This window comes from Spirochaetota bacterium, from assembly GCA_026415295.1.
Classification (GTDB): domain Bacteria; phylum Spirochaetota; class JAAYUW01; order JAAYUW01; family JAOAHJ01; genus JAOAHJ01.
The window spans coordinates 1-25,032 of the sequence record JAOAHJ010000012.1; the positions used below are offsets into that span (position 1 = coordinate 1).

Genomic DNA, 25,032 nt, shown 5'->3' on the forward strand with positions numbered 1-25,032 from the left:
TTCCAAGCAGTTCAGGGTCGAGAGCAACTTCTTTTTCAAGAGGCTCTTCTTCATTTACAGTAAAATTGTATCTATCAAAAACATCTAAAATACCATCACCAATATCGCCTTCTTTTGTTTTGTTAGTGTTCGAGAAAAGCCAGTTCGGCAAGTGAATATCGGTATTTTCCCAATCAAAGTTATTTATCGGGTCAAAAAGTCCACCATTTAAGAAAGGTATTTTACATTCAAATTTGCTGTAGTAATAGTCCTGAGCACTTCGATCTGTTCTTAATGCCTCATAAAAAAGTGGTTCAAGAATATCATTATAAAAGTTTTGATATTTTCCAAATTCTCCATTAAATAACTTTCTTATAAAGTCCTTTGAACCTTTTCCCCACTCTTTTCCCCTTTCTACACCAAACCAACCTTTTTTTTGTAAAAAGTAAAGAAATACAATTTGCCCTAAAAGTTTTTTTGCAAAATCAACACTATTTATTTTTTTATTTTCAAATTCTTGTTTTATCAAATTATTATTTTTAACTATATTATCAAGTTCTAATTTTGTTTTTATAAAGAGATTTCTATATTTTTCGAAAAATTCCTCTGTCACAATTTCTATATCAAAAGCTTTTTCTAAGTCTTCAAGAGTCGGTTTTAATCTATCATTTTCAAGAATAGGTAAAAATCTAGTTTGAGCTGTGTGACTTTTTTCATTTGGTCCTACAAGAAAAGACCACCTTTTTGCAGGTGTAAATTCTTCTTTAACTTTTGTCTTTCCAGAAGGTGTTTTTTCAAAACAATAATCCATTTTAACTAGAGAAAATCTCCAATCTTCCATTTCTGGAGATGCAAAAGCTACTAATGCTGCATCCTTAAGTTTTCCACCTCTACTTCCATTTAAATACCAAGCAATAAAATTTCTTTGCATTGTTCTTGCTCTTTCAATAGAACTCTCTTTCTTTAAGTAAACTATTAGTAAATCAATCTCTTTGTCGTTATATACATACTTCCCAATTCGCTCTAATACACTAATATATGGTTTAAATGGATCAGGGATATAATTTCCTTGATAAACAAAATTTCCTTCCTCTTCATAATATTTCAACAGATTCTTGACAAACTTAACAAACTGCACTTTGTTAAACTTATTTTCAAATGTTTCCATTATTAAATTTTTTGCTTGACTTCTATCCATAAAAAATTCTCCAAAAAATAATTAAAAAGCTATTTATGTACAAACAAAGATAAAATTACTTCTCTTTTTTCGTTAGATACATCATTATTTTTATTGTAATCACTTTCTAAAAGTTTCAAAGATATTTCTTTTTGTAATATATTAACAATTTTTAAGCTATTTATTAAATCTTCATAAGATATTTTGTTAACACTATTATATGCCCTATCAATAGTTTTCTTAGGTAAAATTCCCTCTTCAAGAGCTTTTATAACCTTTTTAAGATAATTTTCCTGTTCTTCAGTTAATTTTTTATTATTACTCAAATAAGCTTTAACTATTTTTAACAATTCTTTTTCGTTTCCACTCCTACGCTTTGCCTTCAATTCAACTATTTCATCAACAGTAGAATTAAAAAAGGCTGTTTTATTTTTATCCAGAAATTCATAATAATTTTGAAGAGGTATCTTTTCTCTAGTTTCATTATAACTACTTTCAAGTATTTTAGCAGTATTTACAAAATCAAGCTCAACAGTTTCCTTATCATTTGTTAAGAAAAATTTCATTAATTTACCTTTCCTAAAAAATGTTACTAAAGTATCTGAATGTATAACATCTTTAATTTTATCATTTGCTTTTTTTGCAGAACGAGCTTTTTTAGGAAGTAGTTTTATTTGATTAAAAAGTTCAGGGTTTTTGTCTCTAATTTCTTCAATAATTTTTAAGTACTTAATTTCACTATTTTCAATTTCCTCAGTTTCATTTGTATCCTGAGTTGACATAATTTTATCAAATAACTCATGAGAAGATACAGGTTCTCCTTCAGTTAATATTGCAGAGTCACCCCCAAGTAAAGTTAAAAAAGACTCTATTTTAGAACGAGCAATATATGTAAGTTCAATTTCAGAATCTGCCTGAGTAGTTGGAAAAAAGTTGAATGTAAATATTTTATCAAAAGGAGTATCTATACGATTTATTCTACCTATTCTTTGCATTATTCTTGTTGGATTCCAAGGTATATCATAATTAATAATAACATTTGACCGATGTAAATTTACTCCTTCAGACAATACATCAGTTGATATAAGAATTCTATAATCATCCTTTTTATTTTTTGCACGAGCATCAAAGTTTTCTATAACTTTATCTCTTACTTCTTCTGAAGATTCACCATGAAACATTAATGCTATTTCCCCAAAAGTACTATTTATATTTTTTGTTAAATATTCTGCTGTTTCTTTTGATTCTGTAAATAAAACCAATTTGTTCTTTTTAAGAAGTTCATTATTTTTTAAATTCTTTATAAAAGTATCAAGTTTGGGATCTCTTTTTACTGTTTCCCACATAGATTTTATAGTCTCTAGAATTTCCAAATCATGTTTCAAATCAGTTAAAAAATCTTCTCTGAAATCTTTAGCATCATATCTTTCAGCTTTTTCATCATCAATAAGTTTTTGAATTTCTTCATCATTCCCTTCTTCTAAATACTGATAGATATCGTCTAAATACTTTTGGCTTATAAAGACATATCCATTTTCATAAGCTTTTATAAACATTTTATAAGAATTTATAAATCTATCTATACTCTTTCTAAAAGCATAAAAACTTGATTCTAACCTTTTAACCAATAAAATCTTCATGAATCCACCCATATTTATCTGGGACTGTTCAAGTAAAACATCTATATGTTTATTAAGATAAATTAATGGTGTATAACGAGAATATTTAAAATCTTGAGTTATTAATTTAACAGTATTCATAAAGATCTTGTCTTCTTCATAATTTAATTGATAAAAAATCGGTATAGGTTTCTCAACTTCTGGAAATCCTATATTATTTTTTTTCAAATCTTCAGCAAAATATTTTTCAATTTCACCCCTTGTTCTTCTTACCATAATGTATTTTAATATTTTTTCTCTTATTTCATATGCGTTGTTTTTTACTACTTCAAGATACTTATCATAATCTTTGGATCTATTATATTTTTTTAATCTATTATTCATTCCCTTGAAAAAATCCTCAATATTTGGGATACCTGGAATATTACTATTTCTTGGTGGTTGAAATAATTTAATTTGATTAAAAATATCTATAGGTGAATTATTGTAAGGAGTTGCAGAAACAAGTATCACTCTTTTACCTCTACATATCTCTGTTATATCTTCATATCTATTAGTATTTTCATTTCTAAAATGGTGAGACTCATCAATGATAATGTTTGAATATTCCCTATTTTCAAGAAGCTCTTTAGCATCTTCAAGCTTTCCAATTGATACATAATCTGCATATATTCCAAAATCTGCAAAAACATTTGGCCATGAACCAGGATTACTTTTCTTAAGAAGAGCAGGTGGTGCTATTACAATTGTTCTACCATCTAATTGACTTGCAAGAAGTGCTCCCATATATGTTTTGCCAAGACCTACAACATCAGAAATAAAACAACCTCCATATTGATCAATAATTTTTTTGGCATTTAATACAGCTTGTTCTTGATATTTAAATTTTTTAAAGTTTTGTGGCACAAATTTTAAATATAGTTCTTCTGATATATTTAACTGGTCTTTAAAGTACTCATATAAAAATTTTAAATACAATTGATAAGGTGTTATATTTTGATTTAACCAAGTTCTTTTTTCAATTGTTTCTACATATGTTTCACTTACATCTACACTTTCTTTCCATAACTCTTCAAATTTACTTTTTGCAAACTCATAATCTGATCTATTTTTAAGTTCAACATTAAACTCAAGATTATCAATTAATCCTGATTTTGTAAAATTACTTGAACCAGTTATTACTCTACCTATATCTCTATCGCCTTCAGCAAAAGTTATGATATAGAGTTTAGCATGAATATTTTTAGAGGGGTATGCTCTAATTTGTAATTTACCTGATTTTATCCATTCGATAAATTTTATTACCCCTTCCTCTACATTAAAATTATCTTCAGATTCTACCATTTCGCTTACAACAGAATTTTCAAATTCATCTTTTGTTTCAGCATGAGATAGAAGATCAAATACATCTTTATTTGTTTGAATACCAACTAATATTCTAATCTTTTCAGTATTTTCTAAAGCATTTTGAATATAATAGAATCCACTTGTATAAAAGTATCCAACAAGACAGTCAAAAAATCTGGAACCTTTTATAATCTGTTCAAACCTATTTTTTAAAGTCTTTCCATCTTCATTTGTTATAAAAGTTAAATCCAATGACGACCTAATATCACCACTCATAATAATATCCTTTTAAATAAAGATACACTAAAAAACTGTCAAATATTGTCGAATTGTAAAATTTTTTTAAAAAATTTTTAAAAATTTATTGATTTTTACTCTTTTAAAATTTTTAATGACTGTTTATAAACTCTAAAATAGTTCTTTTCGCTTCCTCACCTCCATTATCAAGTAAAACCATGTGCCCACTATTTTTAAAAATTAAATGTTTGCAATTATTCTCTTTTGAAAGAATTTTTGCAAAAAAAAAGGACTACAATCTTGAAGACAATTTTTAAAAACTTAGATAGTTTTTCATTTTTCATATTTATTTCCTCCAAAAATTATTTTATACATTTATTTTCTTTTTCATAGAGAAGTTGCCCACATGCACCTTTTATTTCTCTACCTCTTCTAAACCTTATTGCTACATTTATTCCATTCTTTTCTAAAACTTCTCTAATATTATTTATTTTTTCTCTATCTGTTGCCTTAAAATCTATACCATCTACAGTATTATATTCTATTAAATTAACAAAGTTACCTAATCTTTTTGAAATATTTATAAGATTTTTTATCTCCTCCTCTGTATCATTAATTCCTTTAATTAAAGTATACTCAATAGTAACTCTATTTTTGGTTCTATTGTAATATTCTTCGAATTTTTTAATAATATTTTCAAGATTACTACTTATAGGAATAATTTTTTTTCTTGTTTGTTCAATAGTGCTATGCAAAGAAAATGAAATCCTGACTGGAATATGAAACTCAAAAAGTTCATCAAGTTTATTTTCTATTCCACAGGTTGATATAGTAATTTTTCTTGAAGATATATTAAAAAATTCATTGCTATTTAATATTTCAATTGCTGCAAAAACATTGTTTAAATTCAAAAGAGGTTCTCCCATTCCCATAAAAACAATATTATCTATAGGTTTTGTTTTTTTATTAAGATTAAATTTATTTATTATAACATTTCCTGCTAATAGAACCTGCTCTATTATTTCAAAAAATGTCAAATTTCTTTGAAAACCACAGTTCCCAGTTGCACAAAACTTACATCCTACAGGACACCCTATTTGTGATGAAACACATAATGTAAATCTATCATAATCTTTTAATATAACCTCCTCGATAATAAAACTGTCAAATGTTTTTAGTTTTAATTTTATAGTTTCTGTGTTTTTCTCTTCTAGTATCTCTATTAACTCGATAGAATATGTTTTTTTATATTTCGATATTAAACTTTCTCTTATTTGTTTTGATAAATTACTCATATTAGAAAATTTGTCTTCATATTTATCAAAAATCCAATTATGAATTTGCTTATATCTATAATTATTATCAAAATTTAGTTTGTAATCACTTAATTCTATATTACAATTTTCAATTTTTGAATTATTTGAACTATTTGAATTATGATTAATATATTTTTCTTTATATTTAGCTTTATCATTTAATATATTTTTTAAGTATTTATAATTATTAGAACTATCTTGTATAACTTGGTTTTCAAATAATTCTGAAAAAAAATCCAATAAAAAAAAGAGCATATATAATGCCTTCTAAATAAATTTTTTAATATATTTACAATAAATATATCAGATAATAAAAAAATAAAACTAAGAAAAAAATAAAAATAAATTTTAGTTGATTTTAAATAATTTTTGTATTATTTTTATTTAGGTGAGTGAGTAATCATTCACTTTATGATTTTCTACTTTTTAATTTTTTTATTTCAATTTTTTACAAAATTTAAAGTATTTAATAAATTCAAAATTTAAAGGTTAATAAACTAATGAATAAAAAAGATTTAATTATTGATACTGCAATCGAGATACTAAAAGAATCAAATTATCATAATATGAAAACTTCCATTATAGCAAAAAAGCTAAATATTGCTGAAGGCACTATATATATATATTTCAATTCTAAAAAGGAGATTTTTATCGAAGCAATAGAGAAAGTCTCAAACAATCTACTTAACTTTTTTATTGATATTATAGATAAAGAAAGATCTCTTAAGGAAAATTTAGAAAACTTAGCTAATAATTTTTTAATAAATAATGAATTCTTCTTCAATAATTATAATGTACTTTATAAATCATTTTCAGAAGTTGATGATGATAAAATTAAAGAAAAGCTTTCATTGATATTTGATAAAAGTATAAGCTATATCTATGAAAAAATAACACAAATTAAAGAATTAACTAATAAAAAAATTGAAAAGGAGAAAATAAAATTGATTATTCTCTTTTTATGGGGTTTAGGGGATATTTCATGGAAAAAATGGACAATAAGTAATAAAAATTTAATAGAAGAATTTGATTATAGAATAATTGTAGATTTCATTTATTCACTACTTGAAATATAAAGTTGTGAATGTTTATTAATATAAAGTATAAAGCTTAACAATATGAAGTTTAATAATATAAATTTTATTAATAAATTTTTTTAATATAAATTTTATTTAATTTGAATAATTAAATTATTTTTATTTTTTTTAAAAAATAAAATGAGTGAGTAATCACTTATTTATTTAAAAAATAATTAGTTTTATGATTTTTACTTAAAAACATAAATAAAACTTTTTATTAATAAAAAATTAAGGAGGTAAATTATGGTTTGTATAACTGGTGGAACTGGTCATCTTGGAAATGTTCTTATTAGAAAATTAATTGAAAAAAACTCAATGCAAAATGAAAAAGAAAAAATTAGAGTTTTAGTTTTTCCAACAGATTCTATTGATCACATTAAAGATTTGGATGTTGACATTGTTTATGGGGATGTAAGAGACAAAAATTCCCTTATTAAAGCTTTTGATAACTGTGACATAGTTTACCATTTAGCAAGTTATATTAGTATAATTCCTGGGGAAAAAAGAATTTTGGAATCAATTAATATTAAAGGAGTAGAAAATGTAGTTGATGCTTGTAAAATTTGCAATGTTAAAAGACTTGTTTATGTTTCTTCAATACATGCTTTTCAAGATATTCCTATTGGCCAAGTTATTGATGAAAATACTCCTATTTCCCCAGAACTTGCTATTGGAGACTATGGAAAATCTAAAGCAAAAGCTACTTTATACGTAAAAGAAAAAGCAAAAGATTACATTGATGCAGTTATAGCATGCCCAACAGGAATCATTGGCCCTTATGATTTTAAAATATCAAGGATGGGAAAATTTTTTCTCGACTTTGTAAATTCTAAAATTCCTTTCAACATAACAGGAGAATACAATTTTGTAGATGTAAGAGATGTTGCTGAAGCTCTAATTTTACTTTCGGAAAAAGGGAAAAGAGGAGAAGTTTACATTTTAGGTGGTGAAACAATTAAAATACCTAAAATTATCGAATACTTTTCAGAATACTCTGGTAAAAGAAGACCAAAAATTACTTTACCAATTTGGATTTTGTATCTAATTGTTCCTTTTTTAAATCTTTACTATTTAATTTTTAAAAAACCTGGTAATATTACTTTAGAATCTATAAAAATATTGCAAAGTAACGCAAATATATCTTATGAAAAAGCAAAAAAAGATATTAATTATAAACCTAGACCTATTAAAGAAACTATAAAAGATATGGTTTTTTGGTTTAAAAGTTATTTAAATATGTGCTAAATAAAGTTAAATAAAAAAAATACAAAAAATTTAAAATTATAAAAAATATAAACTAAAATAAATTAATTAATGAAAAAGCTTAATATTTTAATATTGATACTTATTTTGTTATTTTGTTCTTTTCACTCATTTTTAATATTTTCATCAGATAAAATTGAAAAAATTAATTATCCAAATAAATTTGGTATATGGTTGTGGTTTATTGAGGATACTTCCTTTAAGTCCCATGAAGAATTAGCAAATTTTTTATCAAAATTAGGAATTAGAAGAATATATATTAAAGTTGGAGATGGTTCATATAACCCAAATGAGTGGCCTGAAATAAATGACAATAAATTATCGTATATATATAATAAGTTTGGAATTGAAGTTTGGGCCTGGTCCTACAATTATCCCAAAAATGAAGCTGACCAGGCTAAAAATCTTTATTTTGCTGCCAAAAATGGTTATAAAGGATATGTTATTGATATTGAAGATGAATTTGAGAATCAAGAAACCTATACAGAAAAACTTTTTAATGAATTTTACCTTACTAAACTTAAACTAAGAAAAGAAAAAATAATAGATGAAAATTTTAAAATATACTGCACTACTTTTTCAAATCCATCTGAAAAAAATATTTATATAAATATTATTGATAAATATGTAGATGGATTTATGCCACAAACTTATTTTGAAGAATGGGGGGAAAGTTTTTTAAAAAATTTTAGCTTAAAAGATTATGAATATTGGATAGACAAAATAAATCAAGAATTTAGAAACTTAGGGTGTACAAAACCAATCTATCATATATTTAGTATACTTAAAGGGAAATTACCAGCTGATTTGATAAGTAAACTCCTTATAAAAGGAGGAAAGGAATCTTCATTATGGAGAATACCATCTAAAGAAAATAATGAAATAATTAACTTAATAAAAAATATTAATTGGTATTATAGATTTGATTTATTTAGTTTTTAATTTCTTTTTAGAATATATTTAAATATTTATTTATTTTCGAAATTATTATTTTCTCATTATAAATTCTTTTAATTTTATTAAATAAAACATTATTATATTTTTTGATTTTATTAATTTTTTTTTCATTTAAAATAGCAAAAACACTTACTATATTGTAAAAACTTTTGTACAACTTCAAATTTTTATTTGAAAATTTTGAGGCATAATCATTATATCTATTAATTAAATCAATAAATCTCTCTTCTATTGTAACAATTTTTGAGTGTTTGACCATTTTATCAGAAAGATTTATAATTTTTGATGGAATAGAAATATTTCCAATTTCAAAATCTTTAACAAGATGTTCTTTTGAAATTCGTGCTTCAAAATTTAAACCTAATTCTTTCAAAAGTTGATATCCTTTTTCTGCATGATTTTCATTTCTATCTTTAATCTCTATATATTTTGCTATATCATGAAGCAACCCAGCACAAAAAAACTTTCTTAAAAAAAGAAAAACTTCATTTCTATTTTGGACTATTTTTAAAAATAGATTTTCAAAAAATTTTTTATAATTATTAATTTTGTCTATTTTATCATTATTAATATCAATTTTTACAAAATTAAAAACTAATTCATATACTTTTTTATTGCTTATATAAGTTTTACTAAAATTATAATTTTTATTACTATTGTAACTATATATAAAATTATAAGTTAAGATACCTTGCAGTAAAATAAGGTAGGAATTTAATGAAACCTGAATACTATGATTTATAATATTTATTGGTATATTAAATTTAAAATAGAAACTAAATGTTTTATTGATCACCTCATAAAATAAAAAACTTGATTTTGAAATAAAATTTACAAAATAATTAAACCCCAAATTTTGATTATTATATTTATTCAAATTTACAATGAGATCTTTTCTTTTTTGGAAATATTTGCAGATAAACTTAAAAAATATACTAACCTTTTTTTTGAAAAAATCTTTCAGAAACTCATTATCTGTTTTAATTTTATATGAATCTATTAGCATCTATAAAATTAATCTATATTAAAATTATATTTGATAAATAAAAAATTCTAATAAAATAGATTTATATATTATTTATTTTAACAAACTCACAATAAAAGGTAAACCTACAAAAGTTCCTATAGAAGATCCAATAGAACCCATGATAAAAACAAGCAAGATTTTTGTTATTCTGTTTTTTATAAAACCTTTAAAAGTTGTCATATCCTCACTTAAATTTTCAAAATCTTTAACCCTAGGTTTTTTAAAAAAAGCTTCAATAATTGCCAAAACAATTCCAGCCCCAATAGTTGGGTTAAGAGAAGTTATTGGGGAAACAACCCATGCAGAAACGATAGTTAAAGGGTTTGCAAGTATAGGAATTAAAAATAATGAAGTAAAAAACCCATTAGCAACGACCCAATATTTAAGCATATTTAAAGCAATTGTTTTTCCTTTAATAAATCCAAGAATTATTATTATTAAAAAAATTAGAGGAACAATGTAACTAGCTATATTTACTTTATTCTTTTTTTCGGGAACAGTTTCAATTGAAACATCATAATTAAATCTATTTGCAAGGAGAGTCTTAATTCCACTTAGATGACCTTTACCTATAATACAAACTATTTTTTTACCTTCGGAATTTATTATTTTATTAGCAATATAAAGATCTCTTTCATCAATTAATGTCTTTTTTATAAATGGAAGATTTTTAGAAAATTCAGTCATAAGAGAAGAGAGAAGATCTCCATCTTCCATAAGTTCTTTAATTTGACTTTCATTTATTTTTTCTTTCTCAAAAATTGACTCAAAAATTGTCTCAAGTATTATCATCTTTTCTTTAAATGAAGCAAGACTCCACACCCTTTTTAATGTAATATTTATATCTCTATCAGCAAGAACTATATTTATTCCTTTTTCTTTTGCAATATTAACACCCTCAATCATATCCTGACCTGAAATTGAATCAAGTTTTAGTCCAATTCTTTTTTGAAAAGAAGATAAAATGAATGTTGCAAAAAGAAGGAACCCTTTTCCCTCTTTTATTACTTTTATAATATCTAGATTTTGCCACCTTTCTTTTTCAATTATACTTTTATATCTTGATTCACAAAGTTCTACAGCAATTGTATCTGGATTAACTTCTTCTATTATTTCTCTTATTTGTTTAACACTATCTTTTGAAACATGAGCAGTACCCACAAGGTATATTTCTTTCTCATCTTTTGTAAGTTTAACAACATTTTCATTTATTATTTCTTCTTTAAAAAGTTGCATAATATTTTTCCTTATAAAATTTCTAAGAATAAAAAATAAAATCAGTTTTGTAACCAAAATTAATATAGTTTATAAAAAAAAATTCTCAATATAAGGTTTTTATAAAAAAAGAGTTGCCTTAAGAAGGCAACTCTAATAAGTAAAATATATTATGTTTAAATTTTATATGAAAAAATTTCAGCTAAAAAATAATTAAATAACTATAAAGTTGCAACCATAACAGCTTTAATAGTATGCATTCTATTCTCTGCTTCATCAAATACGACAGAGTGTTTGCTTCTAAATACATCATCCTCAACTTCTCTAATATCAAGTCCTCTTGATTTAGCTTCCTGAGCAACTTTTGTTTCAAAATCATGGAAAGATGGCAAACAATGCATAAAAATAACATCAGGATTTTTTGTCTTTTTAATAAAATCCATAGTAACCCTATATTTTGATAAAAGTTTTACTCTTTCTTCCATCTTATCTTCTTCACCCATAGAAACCCAAACATCTGTATAAATAACATCTGCTCCAGCTAAAGCTTCGTCTGGATTAGTTGTAAACTCTATTTTTGCTCCAGTTTCTTCAGCAACTTTTTTCATTTCATCAATAACTTTTTGGTCAGGTTTTAGTTCTGTTGGACCAAGTAAAACATAGTGCATTCCCATTTTAGCAGCACCATACATCAATGCATATGCCATATTATTTCTTGTATCTCCAACAAAAACCATTTTAACTTTATTTAATGGTTTACAAATATGTTCCTCTATAGTCATTAAATCTGCAAGAACCTGAGTAGGATGATCAATATCAGTTAAACCATTCCAAACTGGAACCCCTGAATATTTAGCTAAAATTTCAACTGTTTCTTGTTTAAAACCTCTAAATTCAATGCCATCATAGTATCTTCCTAAAACTTTTGCAGTATCTTCGAGTGATTCTTTTTTCCCCATTTGTGAATCATTTTGACCTAAAAATGTTACATGGGCACCTTCATCAAGAGCAGCTACTTCAAAGGCACATCTTGTTCTGGTTGAAGTTTTTTCAAAAAGTAAAACAATATTTTTTCCTTCAAGTAAGTTTTGTTTAATTCCAGCTCTTTTTTTGGATTTTAAATCATGTGAAAGATCTAAAAGATATCTTATCTCTTCAGGAGTAAAATCTTTTAATGAAAGAAGGCTTCTTCCTTTTAAATTAATTGGCATAAATACTCCTTTAAAAATTTATTTTTCTTAAAATAAAAGATTAAAATTTAAAGTCAAATTTTAATGAATAATTTTAATAATAAAAAAAATTTTTATTAAAATTGAGAAACCATATATTATTTATTTTTATATATACTTATATTTAATTTTTTTTTATTTTTTTTAAAATTTTTATTTGCAAATTAAAAATTATTATATTATAATTAAATTGTATTATTTTTAATTTTTAAAATTTTTCAATTTAAAAAATAAAAAGCTAAAATTAAAAAATAGATTACCATTGAATAAAAATTTAAGGAGAAAATATGAAAAAATTTTTTATAATAATTATTTTATTTATCTTAATTATTTTTAACCTTTTAACAACAAAAGTTTTTACTCAAACTAACAAAATTAATGTAGATGGAGTGATTACACAAAATGAATATTCAAATAAATTTTCTTTTGATGGAGGAAATTTTTTAGTTTACACTGAAATTTTAGGTGACATTGTTTATTTTGCTATTGAATCAACTGCTAAAGGTTGGGTATCAATAGGATTTGACCCTACAAATGCAATGAAAGACGCAGACATGATATTTGGGGTGGTTTTAGAAAAAGAGACAAAAGCATATGATACATATTCAACAGGGATTTTTGGACCACATCCTGATGATACTTCTTTAGGTGGAACTTTTGATATACTTGCTTTTTCAGGAAAAAGAGATCAAAATAAAATATATTTCGAATTTTCAAGAAAACTTAACACAGGAGATAAATTTGATAAAATTATTACAAAAGGAAAGGATATAAAGCTAATTTGGGCTTATTCAAATTCAAATGATATAAATTCAAAACATACAAAAAGAGGTAGCGGATTAATTAACATAAAATAACATAAAATAATTGCAAAACTGTATAATAAAAGATAATTATAAAAAAACACAAAGCAGGTAAAAAATATGAGATTGATACATATCCATTTATTTTTAATGAGTTCAGTTTTTCTTTTATCATTTATAGCTGGACTTATAGCAAAATTTTTAAGAAAGAAAAATTGGTGGTTAAATATACACAAATTATTAAATCAAATTAAAATTTTATTATTAATAATTGGCTTTTCATTTGGATTTTACATTGTTTCTATATCTGGTATGAAACATTTTAGTAATATTCATGGAATATTAGGGTTAACTGCATTTATTTTAATGCTTATCCAGTCAACTTTTGGCTTTATTATAACTAATAATTTATTAAACAAGAAACTTTCAAAATTTAATATAAATAAAGCATTTAGGTTCATCCATAAAAAAGCAGGAATTTTTGTTATTATTATTGTTTTTTTGAATTTATTCATTGGATTAAGTAAGATTTTTTAATTGTAAATTTAACAAGCTTTTATAAAATCAAACAAATAAGAAAAAATTTCCTTTTTTATATAATCTGTTTTTTTGTTTCTTATTATTTTTATTTTATTGCCTTTATTAAACAATAGTATTCCATTTTTCATTAAAGCTAAACCAATATCTGCATCTTTTGCTTCTCCAGGACCGTTAACTTCACATCCCATTATTGCTAATTTAATATTTCTTTTATAAGTTTTACTTAAAATACTATTTAAATTATAAATTTTTTCAAATGAAAGAATACTCTTTTTAAAAACTTTTACCAATTTTATTAAATCACCCCATGTTCTACCACATGTTGGGCAAGAAATTAACTCTATACCATACTTTAAGCCTAATATTTTTAATATATCATTTGCAACTTCAATTTCTTTTATAGGGTCATCAGATATCGATACCCTGATTGTATTACCAATATTATTAAGCAAAAGCTTTTCAAAAAACAGAGTATGTTTGATAGTAGAACTTATTAGATCTCCTGCTTCTGTTACTCCTATATGAAGAGGATACTTAAAATTATTATAAATTTTTTTATTCACATCTATTGAAAATTTAAAATCAGAAAATTTAGCCGATAAAACTAGATTATAAAATCCTTCTTTTTCAAATGGTTCTATAAATTCATACAAAAGATCAATAACATTATCTTCGTTGTATACCTTGCCAAGTTTTGATTCAACAGAACCACCATTGACCCCTAATCTAAAAACAGTCCCATAATCTTTAGCAATAGAAATAATCTCTTTCAATTTATCTTTAGGCATATTTCCAGGGTTTATTCTTACTTTTCTAATACCTGCTCTAATAGCTTCTTTTGTTACATCATAGTTAAAATGAGTATCTGCTACAAAAACAAAATCATCATCCTCATATTTGTCTTTTAATTCTTTAATATATTTTATTTCTTCTTTATTTCTTGCAGATAATCTTACTATCTCACATGGAGTTTTCTTTATAAGTTCAATTTGGTTCTCCAATTTTAAAATGTTATCATACTTTTGATTCAACATTGTTTGAATATAAATATTTTCATCACCAAAAATTATTTTATCACTTAATTTAACTTTATTCCTTTCCATAAATTATTCACAAATAAAAAATAATATATAAATCAAAAATATAAAAATAAAAAAAATATAAAAAAAGCAAATACAATAAAATAAAATAAAAAAAAATATAAAAGATATAAAAAATCAGTTCATTAAATAATAAAAAATATTAAAAAGTAAATGTATTAAAAGGTAAAGTAATCGAATTTTTTATCTACTAGCTTCTTATTATATATGTTTTTATTCATCAATGGGATGAATTTTCCAATCTTTTTCTGGAGTAAATTCCATAATCGATCCATCTTGATTTTGTAAAACAACTCTGATGATCCCAGCATTTGCAATTATAGCTTTACACTGATTACATATCATCTTATGCCCAACAATATAAATAGTTGCTCCATTTGTAGAGTGACCATTTTTTGCAGCAAGAACAACTGCATTACTTTCAGCATGAGATCCCACAGCTCTACATCTTTCAAGTTGTGTACCAGACTCAATATTATTTACATTTCTATAACAATTGCCTATTTCAAGGCAATTTTTTTGATAAGTTGGAGCTCCATTATAACCTGTTGATACTATCTCTTTATTTTTTACAATAACTGCACCAACCTTATTTCTAAAACAAGTTGATCTTGAAGAAACTGCTTTTGCAATTGAAAGAAAATATTCATCCCATGATGGCCTATAATAGTTATTTCCCATATTTATAAAAAATCTTTCTTTAGCTTGTTTTTAGATTTAATTAGCTATTTAATTGTAAAATTATTAAAAAAAATCTCAGGAGTTAATAAATATGCCTTAACATTTATAAGATCAATAAAATGATCTTTAATAGAAATTTTTTCTATAAAATTAAGATTTTCTCTATCTTTCTTATAATAATATTTCAAAAAAATATTATTAATTAAATTACCAATTATATTTAATTTTATTGATTCCTGTTCTTCCTTTGATCCACCGGTTAAAATTTTATTTAATATGTTTACTTTTGGTTTTATAGCAAAGGAGACATTCAAATTCTTAACTTTTAGTTTAGTTTTTAAATATTCAATTGCACTATAAATATCACCTATTTCATCAGTTATACCTATATTTATTCCATCTACACCAGCCCATATCCTACCCTGTCCTATTTTATCAATATCTTCTTTTGACTTTGCTCTAGCTTGAGCAACTTTTGAAATAAATTTTTGATATATATCTTCAATAAATCCATCTATAATTTGTTTTTCTTCAGGTGTTCTTTCTCTAAAAGTTGAATTAATATCAGCAAATTCACCTTTCTTTAATACAGATCTCGTAACTCCAATTTTATCATAAAACCCTTTCATATTAAAAGCCATATTAATAACACCAATTGATCCAGTTATAGTAGTTCTTTGAGTAAAAATTCTTTCCCCAGGAAAAGAAATAAAATAACCACCAGAACCTGCAACACCTGATTGTACAACTACTAAAGGTTTTTCTTTTTTTAGCCTATTTAAAGATTCTGCTATAGCATCAGATGCTAAGGCAGAACCACCAGGAGAATTAACCTTTAATATAACTCCTTTTATTTTCTTATTTTTTCTCAATTTTTCAATATGTTTAATAAAATATTCATCCCCTATCTGTTTACCAAGAATAAAATTTTTAGAATTTTTACCATCTTTAATACCACCTTCAAAAATAAGAATTGATATTTTTTTACCTTTACCAAAAGATTTTATTTTTTGGATTTTTTTCAATTTCATTATTTTATTATTCTTAAAATCCTCCTCTATCGTTTCAAAATTTTTAATACTAGTTATAAGACCAATTTCCTTAGCTTTTTCTGGAAATAATATTTTTCCGAAAACTTCATTTTCATAAAAGGACTCTGATATTTTTAAGTTTTCAGTTATATCTTTCTTAAATGTTTCATAAATAATATCTAGAATTCTTCCAAAAGCTTCCTTTTGAGCATCATCTATTGAGTCAATTCTAAATCTATCAGCAGCACCTTTATATTTACCTCTTCTATAAACTTCAACACTTATATTAAGCTTATCCAAAGTTCTCTTAAAAAAATCAAAATCAAACTTTAATCCACTAAAATCAAGCATTCCAAGTTCTGGAATAATTCTCTCATCACAAAATGATGAAAGATATAAAGATTTAAGATTATATATTTTTGAAAAATAGATCAATTTTTTACCTTCATTTCTTAATCTCTTCAATAATTTCGCTATTTGTTCAATTTCACCAGGTTTTGCGAAAAAAGATTCATCTTGCTTTATAATAATATTTTTGATTTTTTTATTTTTAATCAAATTTTCACAAAGCAAAATAAACTCATCAAATAAAAAATTTGGTTCATTTTCAACAAATGGGATCTGTTTGAATATTGCACCTGTTTCATTAAATTCACCTTTTAAATTTATTGTATAATAAAATTCCATTTCTAACTCCTTTTATTTTTAATTATATAATTTTTTTAATTAAATAAGTTACTAAATCTTAAAATTTAAATTAAAAATATAAGATTAATATTTACAAATTATTCAATATACAATTTTTCGGGTAAATTCTTGATATAATTCCATATTTTGGTCCTAAACTCCTCTTCTGTAACTGCAAATAAAGATGATATTTCGCATAATTTTAAATTATCTATATTAAAATTAGAATTCTTAAACCATATTTTATAAAAATTACTGATTCCATCGATACAGGTTTCTATTGAATCTTCACCCTCTTTATTTTTCAATGGTTTAAATTCTATATCTCTCAATGTTTCATAAAATAAAGCTTTTTCTGAAAATGGAATAGAATCAAATATAAACTGTTCAAATTTAATCCCATTATTTTCAGATGGAACTACTAATTTATAATTTTCAATGTCATAAAAAGGAATTTTCTTTTTAGCAATATGATATGGAAGAAAAATATCTTTCGAACTTATCCTATCAATAAAATCAACATTAAAAAGATGTATAGCTATAGATCCATAACCATATAAAAGTTCTCCATTTTCGTCAGTCATTTTTGCAAGTTCATCAGGTAGATCTGAGTATTCTACAATACCTGGCCTTCCATCTATAAATGCTGGCACTCCTACTTTTTCTTTCCAATCTCTCTTTTTTAATACTTTAGATGAAACTTCATATTTTCCATCAATATGTAAACCAATAAAAATAGGATCAGCAATATTCACAAGAGGATTATCAACCTGAAAATAAGATATTATCTCTATTTTTCTTTCTTTCAAAATATCAATAACTCCATTTCTTTTAAGTGCAAACAGTGTCCCTCCATGACCATCTGGGGCAAAAAATAGTGAATCTTCTTTTTCTAGAATTAGATTATTTTCAAAATCGATAGCAGGAAGCATACCTTGCTTAAAAAATATAATATCTTCTTTATCTAGTCCAAAATATTTATTTTTCTCAAAAAAATCTCTTGTTTCCTCATCATTAGTTTCTGAAGTCATTATTAGAAAAATAGGCTTGAAATTATAAAGTCTAGAAAAACCTATAACTTTTTCTGTATGAATTTGAAAAAGAGATTTATTTGTTATAGGCCCAACTGGGAACATTCCTTTAGGATGATCAAAACCTAATCTAGATCCCTGGCCTCCAGCTACTACTAAAAAAGCTACTTTCCCTTTTTTTAAATAATCTTCTCCTATATTCTTATAATATTCTTTTTTATCAGAGTTATTTACATAATCATATTTAACAACTGGGTGTGGTTTAAAATTTATGTTTAAATTTTTCGTTTCTTTAAATGGAACAATTTTATTGAAAAAAAAGTCAAGATCAACTTTTTTAATAGAATCTTCTAAATTTTTTAGCTTTTGATCAGAATCAGCAAAAGCTTCCTGCTCAAGGTTTTTTATGTAATCTAATAACTTTAATTGCTTATATTTTTTTAAAATATCCTTTAATTTTGTGTTCATAAAGCTCCTCCTTTAATATTTTAAAATGAATTAAAATCAGTATAAGTTCCTATATCTTTTCTGTAAAACATACCTTCAAAGTTAACTTTATTGAAGCTTTTATAAATATCATTTCTTATTTGAAAAATATCTTCCCCATTTTTACATAAAGAAAATACTCTTCCACCATTTGTATAAAATTTTTGATCCTTTTTAATAGTACCTGCATGATAAATAAAAACACCATCACTCAAAAGTTCTTCGTTTTGGCCAAAATCATTAATTCCTTCAATCAATTTATTCTTTTCATAGTTATCTGGATAGCCTTTAGAAGCTGCCACTACATTTATAGCAAATAGATCTTGAAATCTTATAGATTTTTCATTTAAATTACCATTAATTAGACTTAATAAAAATTCTGCAAAATCACCCTCAAGTAAATTCATAATAGATTGAGTTTCTGGATCCCCCATTCTTACATTATATTCAAGGACAAATGGACCATCTTTGGTTATCATTAGACCAAAAAAAATAAAACCAATATAATTAAAACCTTCACTAATAAGCCCATTAAGTGTTCTAAATATTATTTTATCTTTAATCTCCTCTTCTAGATTTTTATTTATAAGATCATATGAAGCTATCGCTCCCATTCCTCCTGTATTGGGTCCTTTATTATTATCAAAAGCTCTCTTATGATCTTGAGAATATGGAAATATAAAATAATCTTTAGAATTTAATGCAATTATAACTGATAATTCTTTACCTTCCAAATACTTTTCTGCAATTACAGAAATGTTTTCTCCAAAAATTTTTTTTCTAAAAACATTTTCACAAAAGTTTTCTACCTCTTGTTCAGTAAAACAAACTGAAACACCTTTTCCCGCTGCAAGACCATCATATTTTAAAACTATTGGTAAATCAATATTTTTTTTTAATTCATTTTCATCAAAAAAAACTTTATAAGAAGAAGTCGGAATATTGTATTTAATCATAAATTCTTTTGCAAAATTTTTTGAACTTTCAAGTTTTGTATATTTTTTCTTTGGGCCAAAAACTTTAATTTTATTTTCTTCCAAAATATCAACAAGACCATCTACAAGATATTGCTCAGGACCAATAACTACTAAATCTATTCTATTATCTATTATAAATTTTAATGCCTCATCTATGGAATCAAACTTTATGTTTTCTTTTATACAATCTATTCCTCCATTTGAAGGATAAGAATAGATAATATTTTTTTTATTACTTTCTTTTAGTTTTCTACACAAAGCATGCTCTCTTCCACCTGCACCGAAAACAAAAATTTTCATTTATTTTGCTCCAAAATTTTTTTAATTTTGTTTAATATGATATTTGGTTTTCTTTAAATCTCAAAAAAATAATATTATTTTTTTTAAAAAAAACAACTTTGCTATATTATGTTAAAAAATCTTTTTATTTTACTTTACAAAACTATATTTGACAATTTTTTTTTTAAGTATAAATTTAAGATATGCATGGGGGTGGTCTAAAAAGGCCTGAGATCAAACTCCAGGAACCTGATCAGGTTAATGCCTGCGAAGGGAATGCAGTAAATTATCTCAAGCTTTCCACCTCCTAATATTACAATATTAGGAGGATCTATGGAACAAAATAACAAAAATAACTTTTTTTCAAGATTTTCTTTAATTTCAAAGTATAAAATCGATGAAATAATTCTTCTTTTTGTCCTTTCTTCAATAATTGGTTTTGTATTTTTTTTATGGACTTATGCTTATGATTTTTTAAGTGTTTTTCTAAAACCTCTTGGCTTATCTGGCCTAAATGTTGGTATCTGGATGATTGGTGGCATTTTACCTGCTTTTATTATTAGAAAACCTGGAGCTGCTTTAATAGGAGAAGTGATTGCTGCATTTATTGAAGGTTGGATAACAAAATGGGGTATCTCAGCTGTTATCTGGGGTTTTGTCCAGGGAGTAGGAGCTGAGCTTGTTTTTGCTATTTTTTTATACAAAAAGTGGAATCTTTTAACAAGTATAATTGCTGGACTTATATCCTGTATTTTTTCATTTTTTCTAGATTTCTTCTATTCAAAATATTACACTTTAACCATAAAATTTAATCTCTTACAATTATTTTCTTATTGTTTATCTGGTATAGTAGAGGCTGGTATAATTTCATATATACTCTTTGAACTATTAAGAAAAAGTGGTATTATTAATAAATATCTAGAAAGAAATAAAAATTTATAACAAATAAATTTAAATACCTTAAATAAAGATTTTTAACTTATTATTTTAATCCTGATTTTATTTTTAATTCAAATAATTAATTAAAATTTAATTTATTAAAATAGCGATACTTTTTAATTGTTTTAAATTATTTACTTAAAAATAGATTCAATAATATTTTTTGCATATAGATTTAATTGATATATGAAATTTAAGTTATAAAATAAAATGCAAGAACCATTAATAAAATTTAACTATATAAAAATAAAATATCCTGGTTCAAATAAAATTTATACATATAATGGAAAGTTTGAATTGTTTTCAAACGACTTTGTTCTTTTTTTTGGGGAATCTGGAACTGGAAAATCAACTATCTTCAAAGTTTTAAATTTTCTAATTCCAGAGTATGAATACGCCTATCTAGAAACAGACTTAGAAATAAAAAATATAAAAATTGACTTTAATAATAAAAATAATGAGCAAAATTATAATAATATAAATAATGTTAAAAAATATTATAGTCCAGTTTATCTTTTTCAAAATCCTTATTCACAGATTGTTACTCCTTATGTTAAAAATGAATTAGTTTTCCCAATGGAAAATAAAAATTTTGATATTAGTATTATTAAAGAATCTTTTAATAATATAGCTAAAGAGTTTAATTTATTTAATTATTTAGATAGAAAAACATATGAATTATCCGGTGGAGAAATTCAAAAAATTCAATTAGCATCAATTTTAGCTACAAATCCTGATATTATATTTCTTGATGAACCAACTTCATTTCTTGATATAAAATATAAAAATCATATTTATAAAATTCTAAAAAATTTAAAAAATAAAAAAACTATAATTTTAATTGAGCATGATTTTTTCAATATAATAGATCATTTCAATAAATTTTTAATATTGGAAAAATCTTCAGAAAATAAAGATGAAATTTTATTTTCTTTAATCCAAGTTGAAAATAAAAATGATTTTTTAAACTACTTAAATAATTTAAAAAGCAGGAAAATATTTTTTATCGAAGAAATTTCTTCAAGATTTAAATCAGTTTTAAATATAAATAATTTTTTAATGTCTTCAAAATTAGAATTTGAAAAGAAAAAACTTGATTCAAATATAAAGATTGAAAATTTATATTTTACTTATAATAGAAAAAAAATCAAAAAGTATGATTTAAAAAATGAAAACTTTCTTCTAAAAAATATTAATTTAGAAATTAAAAAAGAAACAATAATAATTTTAGGAAACAATGGTAGCGGTAAAACAACATTATTAAAATTAATTACAGGAATCCTAACTCCTACTTATGGGAAAATAACAAAAAATAATAAATCTATCTCTATAATTTTTCAAAACCCAGAAACACATTTTCTATTTCCACATATAAAAAGTGAAATTGAATCTTATATTAATAATATTAATGCATTTAGAAAAAATATTTTTAATTATTTTATTAATAATAAAAAAATTAAAAATTTAAAAGAATTAAAAAATTCAATTTTAAAAGAATTTACCGATATAATTAATTTTTCTAATTATTTAAACAAATCACCTTTTGAACTTTCTGAAGGTGAAAAGAGAAGATTTACATTATTTCTTACAACTTTTAATTTGATAAATAATTGTGATCTCTTTTTATTTGATGAACCTACTTTTGGACAGGATATTTTTAGTAGAGAAATAATTATAAATTTTATAAAATTTTTAAAAGAATTTGAAAAATCAATTATTATTGTAACACATGACTTACCGCTTGCTGAATCTATTGGAGACAAAATTTTCTGTATAACAGAAGGAACTCTTGTTGAATTAAAAAAAGATAGAATAAACAAGGCTGAAGAATTACTATTAATAGAAAAATAAAAGATAAACATTTTTATGCAAAAAAAAGGGAACTCATTTATAATTTTAACAACATTATCTTCTTTTCTTATTCCTATGTTTTTTAATGAAAAAATATATATAAATTTTTTGTTTCTCTTTTGTGCAACTATTATAATGCTTTATTTTGGTTTAAAAATCTCAAATTTTATAAAAATATCTCTTTTTCTTTTCCCAATAACCTCTACAATAATTTTAATGAATATTATTTACCCAAATATTGAAGCTTTAAATAATACTGAAAAAATTAAATTTTTAAATTTTTATTTCTATAAAGAGGCTTTATATAATGGAATTGTTATTTTTATAAAACTTTTTGGTATAGGAGCAATTTCTATTTCTTCTATTTTAATAATAGACATTTATGAACTTTTTTATATTTTAATGCAGAATTTTGGTTTATCAAAAAAAATAGCTTATCCCTTTTTTATTTCATTAAACTCCATTTCTCATGTAAAAGATGAATATGAAAGGATTATTTTGTTAAGAAAACTAAGAAAAATAAGAAAATTTAACATTTTTACACTTTTTTTACCCATTCTTGTCTTCGCAATAAGATTTTCAGAAAGAAGCAGTATGGCATTAGTTGCAAAGGGATTTAATGAGAATGTTAATAATTTTTATTTCCCAACATTTTTCGATAAAAGATTATTTAAAAGGACTATTACATTTAGTTTATTAATCTTCCTTATTTTTATTATTCTTACAATTTTTTTTAACTATTAAGTTTTTTTTATTTATAAATAATAGCTTTTCTAAATTTAAGTATTATATTTGGTTTTTATAAGGTATTCTTCCAATATTATTTTTGCTGCTAGTGAATCTTTATATTTTTTAAACTCTTCAGATTTCTTTTTTGAACTTTTATTGCTTTTAAACTTTGAGTACTTATCCTCTATAAAATTATATGCATCTTGTGTGGAAAAATATTCATTTATAGTATCTATTTTTAATTCTCTTATACCTTTTTTAAAAAGAAAATCATCTAATTCAAAAATAAAATCTTTTACTTTTTTCGATACTGAAGAAGATCTACCATCTAAATAATCAGGTAATCCAAAAACAATAACCTTAACACATTTTTCATTAATCAAATTGTATATATAGTCAAAAACATTATATTTTATATTTTCAATAGGTTCTAAAAGTATACCATATTTATTAAATGGATCACTTATACAAAGTCCCAATTTTTTTTCACCCCAATCTATAGCTAATATTCTACCCTTCAAAACTTTCTTCCCCTTTAGAAGCTTTTCCTCTAATAAATGAAACAATTCCTCTTTTTGAATTTTTATAAAAATTTATCAAATTTTGAGCCTCAGGTTCATTTCCATATTTAGTTTCTATAACTTTTATGGCCTCAGAAAAAATATAATTTGAATGATAAAAAATTTTATAAATCTCTTTTATTAGGTTTCTCCTTTCTTGTGAGAAATTATTTCTCCTTAAACCCACTATATTTAATCCAATAACTTTTGCTGGAACTCCAAAAACCATAGTAAATGGTGGCACATCTTTATTTATTTTGCTATCCCCCCCTATCATAACATAATCACCAACTTTACAAAATTGGTGAATAGCACAAAAAGCAGACATAACAACAAAATTACCAAGTTCACTATATCCTGCCATTTGAGCATTATTAACAATAACACAATTATTACCTATTTTTGCATTATGCCCCATATGTGAATAAGCCATCATAAAATTATTATTTCCAACAATTGTTTCGCTATTTTCTTTTGTTCCTCTATGAATTGTAACAAACTCTCTTATCTTATTGTTGTCGCCAATTTTGACATATGAAATCAAACCTTGATAAGCAACATCTTGAGGATCTCCTCCAATATAACAGAAATGTCCAAAAAAATTACCATTTCCAATAATAACATTTGGCCCAATAACTGCTCCTGCTTGAAAATAATTGTTATTTCCAATTATGCAATTTTCTCTAATAATAACATTATCTTCTATAACATTATTAATTCCAATTTTTGTAGAACTATCAATTTTTGCAGAAGGAGAAATTTTGTTCATATAATTTCCTTAAATCTTTTTTGAATTAATATTTTAATTAAACAAAATTATTTATTAATATAATATTTAGAAAAATATAACATTTACAAAATTAATAATTAATTAAATAGCTTTAATTAAAAAT

At 23.8% G+C, this 25,032-nt stretch carries 21 protein-coding genes and 1 riboswitch; of the genes, 8 read left to right on the forward strand and 13 right to left on the reverse strand.

What is annotated here, in order from left to right; genetic code table 11:
* The 3 genes from N3A58_03320 to rlmN form a co-directional block, all read right to left on the reverse strand.
* The coding region (locus tag N3A58_03320) for a class I SAM-dependent DNA methyltransferase (GenBank protein ID MCX8058430.1) at positions 1 to 1,177 on the reverse strand (1,177 nt) is incomplete at its 3' end.
* 29 nt (positions 1,178 to 1,206) lie between these two features.
* On the reverse strand, positions 1,207 to 4,398 hold the full coding sequence (locus N3A58_03325; GenBank protein MCX8058431.1) for a helicase-related protein: 3,192 nt from the start codon (positions 4,396 to 4,398) through the stop codon (positions 1,207 to 1,209).
* Between the two features lie 323 nt (positions 4,399 to 4,721).
* Positions 4,722 to 5,930: a 23S rRNA (adenine(2503)-C(2))-methyltransferase RlmN gene (gene rlmN, locus N3A58_03330; GenBank protein ID MCX8058432.1), complete on the reverse strand. Its 1,209-nt coding sequence runs from the start codon at positions 5,928 to 5,930 to the stop codon at positions 4,722 to 4,724.
* 245 nt (positions 5,931 to 6,175) lie between these two features.
* Here rlmN and N3A58_03335 point away from each other — a divergent pair, with 245 nt between their 5' ends.
* The 3 genes from N3A58_03335 to N3A58_03345 all read left to right on the forward strand — a co-directional run bounded on the left by N3A58_03335 (position 6,176) and on the right by N3A58_03345 (position 8,959).
* On the forward strand, positions 6,176 to 6,751 hold the full coding sequence (locus tag N3A58_03335) for a TetR/AcrR family transcriptional regulator (protein ID MCX8058433.1): 576 nt from the start codon (positions 6,176 to 6,178) through the stop codon (positions 6,749 to 6,751).
* 246 nt (positions 6,752 to 6,997) lie between these two features.
* Positions 6,998 to 7,999: an NAD-dependent epimerase/dehydratase family protein gene (locus N3A58_03340; protein MCX8058434.1), complete on the forward strand. Its 1,002-nt coding sequence runs from the start codon at positions 6,998 to 7,000 to the stop codon at positions 7,997 to 7,999.
* A gap of 69 nt (positions 8,000 to 8,068) precedes the next feature.
* Complete coding sequence (locus tag N3A58_03345) at positions 8,069 to 8,959, forward strand: hypothetical protein (protein ID MCX8058435.1); 891 nt, start codon at positions 8,069 to 8,071, stop codon at positions 8,957 to 8,959.
* A gap of 7 nt (positions 8,960 to 8,966) precedes the next feature.
* On the opposite strand, the gene N3A58_03350 is transcribed toward N3A58_03345, so the two are convergent.
* From N3A58_03350 to argF, 3 genes are all read right to left on the reverse strand, one after another.
* On the reverse strand, positions 8,967 to 9,980 hold the full coding sequence (locus tag N3A58_03350; GenBank protein MCX8058436.1) for an HD domain-containing protein: 1,014 nt from the start codon (positions 9,978 to 9,980) through the stop codon (positions 8,967 to 8,969).
* A gap of 72 nt (positions 9,981 to 10,052) precedes the next feature.
* Positions 10,053 to 11,237, reverse strand: coding sequence for a TraB/GumN family protein (locus N3A58_03355; protein ID MCX8058437.1), 1,185 nt, complete (start codon positions 11,235 to 11,237; stop codon positions 10,053 to 10,055).
* Positions 11,238 to 11,437: 200 nt separating this feature from the next.
* Positions 11,438 to 12,427: an ornithine carbamoyltransferase gene (argF, locus tag N3A58_03360; GenBank protein MCX8058438.1), complete on the reverse strand. Its 990-nt coding sequence runs from the start codon at positions 12,425 to 12,427 to the stop codon at positions 11,438 to 11,440.
* 305 nt (positions 12,428 to 12,732) lie between these two features.
* Here argF and N3A58_03365 point away from each other — a divergent pair, with 305 nt between their 5' ends.
* Positions 12,733 to 13,302: a DOMON domain-containing protein gene (locus N3A58_03365; GenBank protein ID MCX8058439.1), complete on the forward strand. Its 570-nt coding sequence runs from the start codon at positions 12,733 to 12,735 to the stop codon at positions 13,300 to 13,302.
* A 66-nt stretch (positions 13,303 to 13,368) separates the two neighbouring features.
* A complete protein-coding gene (locus N3A58_03370) occupies positions 13,369 to 13,785 on the forward strand; it encodes a hypothetical protein (GenBank protein MCX8058440.1) in 417 nt (138 codons plus the stop codon).
* An 8-nt stretch (positions 13,786 to 13,793) separates the two neighbouring features.
* Here N3A58_03370 and N3A58_03375 read toward each other — a convergent pair whose 3' ends face one another.
* From N3A58_03375 to purD, 5 genes are all read right to left on the reverse strand, one after another.
* The gene (locus N3A58_03375) at positions 13,794 to 14,891 is read right to left on the reverse strand and encodes a flavodoxin-dependent (E)-4-hydroxy-3-methylbut-2-enyl-diphosphate synthase (GenBank protein MCX8058441.1); all 1,098 of its coding nucleotides are present in this window, start codon (positions 14,889 to 14,891) and stop codon (positions 13,794 to 13,796) included.
* 210 nt (positions 14,892 to 15,101) lie between these two features.
* Positions 15,102 to 15,569 carry a dCMP deaminase family protein gene (locus tag N3A58_03380; GenBank protein ID MCX8058442.1) on the reverse strand — a complete coding sequence of 156 codons (468 nt, stop codon included), beginning with the start codon at positions 15,567 to 15,569 and terminating at the stop codon, positions 15,102 to 15,104.
* A 44-nt stretch (positions 15,570 to 15,613) separates the two neighbouring features.
* Complete coding sequence (gene sppA, locus N3A58_03385) at positions 15,614 to 17,287, reverse strand: signal peptide peptidase SppA (protein ID MCX8058443.1); 1,674 nt, start codon at positions 17,285 to 17,287, stop codon at positions 15,614 to 15,616.
* A 98-nt stretch (positions 17,288 to 17,385) separates the two neighbouring features.
* Positions 17,386 to 18,786 carry a UDPGP type 1 family protein gene (locus tag N3A58_03390; GenBank protein MCX8058444.1) on the reverse strand — a complete coding sequence of 467 codons (1,401 nt, stop codon included), beginning with the start codon at positions 18,784 to 18,786 and terminating at the stop codon, positions 17,386 to 17,388.
* A gap of 20 nt (positions 18,787 to 18,806) precedes the next feature.
* On the reverse strand, positions 18,807 to 20,081 hold the full coding sequence (purD, locus tag N3A58_03395) for a phosphoribosylamine--glycine ligase (protein MCX8058445.1): 1,275 nt from the start codon (positions 20,079 to 20,081) through the stop codon (positions 18,807 to 18,809).
* A gap of 178 nt (positions 20,082 to 20,259) precedes the next feature.
* Positions 20,260 to 20,353, forward strand: a riboswitch (TPP riboswitch).
* Positions 20,354 to 20,393: 40 nt separating this feature from the next.
* On the opposite strand from purD, the gene N3A58_03400 reads away from it, so the two are divergent.
* The 3 genes from N3A58_03400 (at position 20,394) to N3A58_03410 (ending at position 23,594) form a co-directional block, all read left to right on the forward strand.
* Entirely contained in the window at positions 20,394 to 21,002 is a 609-nt protein-coding gene (locus N3A58_03400; protein MCX8058446.1) for an ECF transporter S component, read from the forward strand.
* A 207-nt stretch (positions 21,003 to 21,209) separates the two neighbouring features.
* A complete protein-coding gene (locus tag N3A58_03405) occupies positions 21,210 to 22,850 on the forward strand; it encodes an energy-coupling factor ABC transporter ATP-binding protein (protein MCX8058447.1) in 1,641 nt (546 codons plus the stop codon).
* 15 nt (positions 22,851 to 22,865) lie between these two features.
* On the forward strand, positions 22,866 to 23,594 hold the full coding sequence (locus N3A58_03410) for an energy-coupling factor transporter transmembrane protein EcfT (protein MCX8058448.1): 729 nt from the start codon (positions 22,866 to 22,868) through the stop codon (positions 23,592 to 23,594).
* A gap of 35 nt (positions 23,595 to 23,629) precedes the next feature.
* Here N3A58_03410 and N3A58_03415 read toward each other — a convergent pair whose 3' ends face one another.
* Complete coding sequence (locus N3A58_03415) at positions 23,630 to 24,100, reverse strand: RuvX/YqgF family protein (GenBank protein MCX8058449.1); 471 nt, start codon at positions 24,098 to 24,100, stop codon at positions 23,630 to 23,632.
* Positions 24,090 to 24,908 carry an acyl-ACP--UDP-N-acetylglucosamine O-acyltransferase gene (gene lpxA, locus N3A58_03420; protein MCX8058450.1) on the reverse strand — a complete coding sequence of 273 codons (819 nt, stop codon included), beginning with the start codon at positions 24,906 to 24,908 and terminating at the stop codon, positions 24,090 to 24,092. Before lpxA ends, N3A58_03415 begins: the two co-directional genes overlap by 11 nt.
* Positions 24,909 to 25,032: the final 124 nt, after the last annotated feature.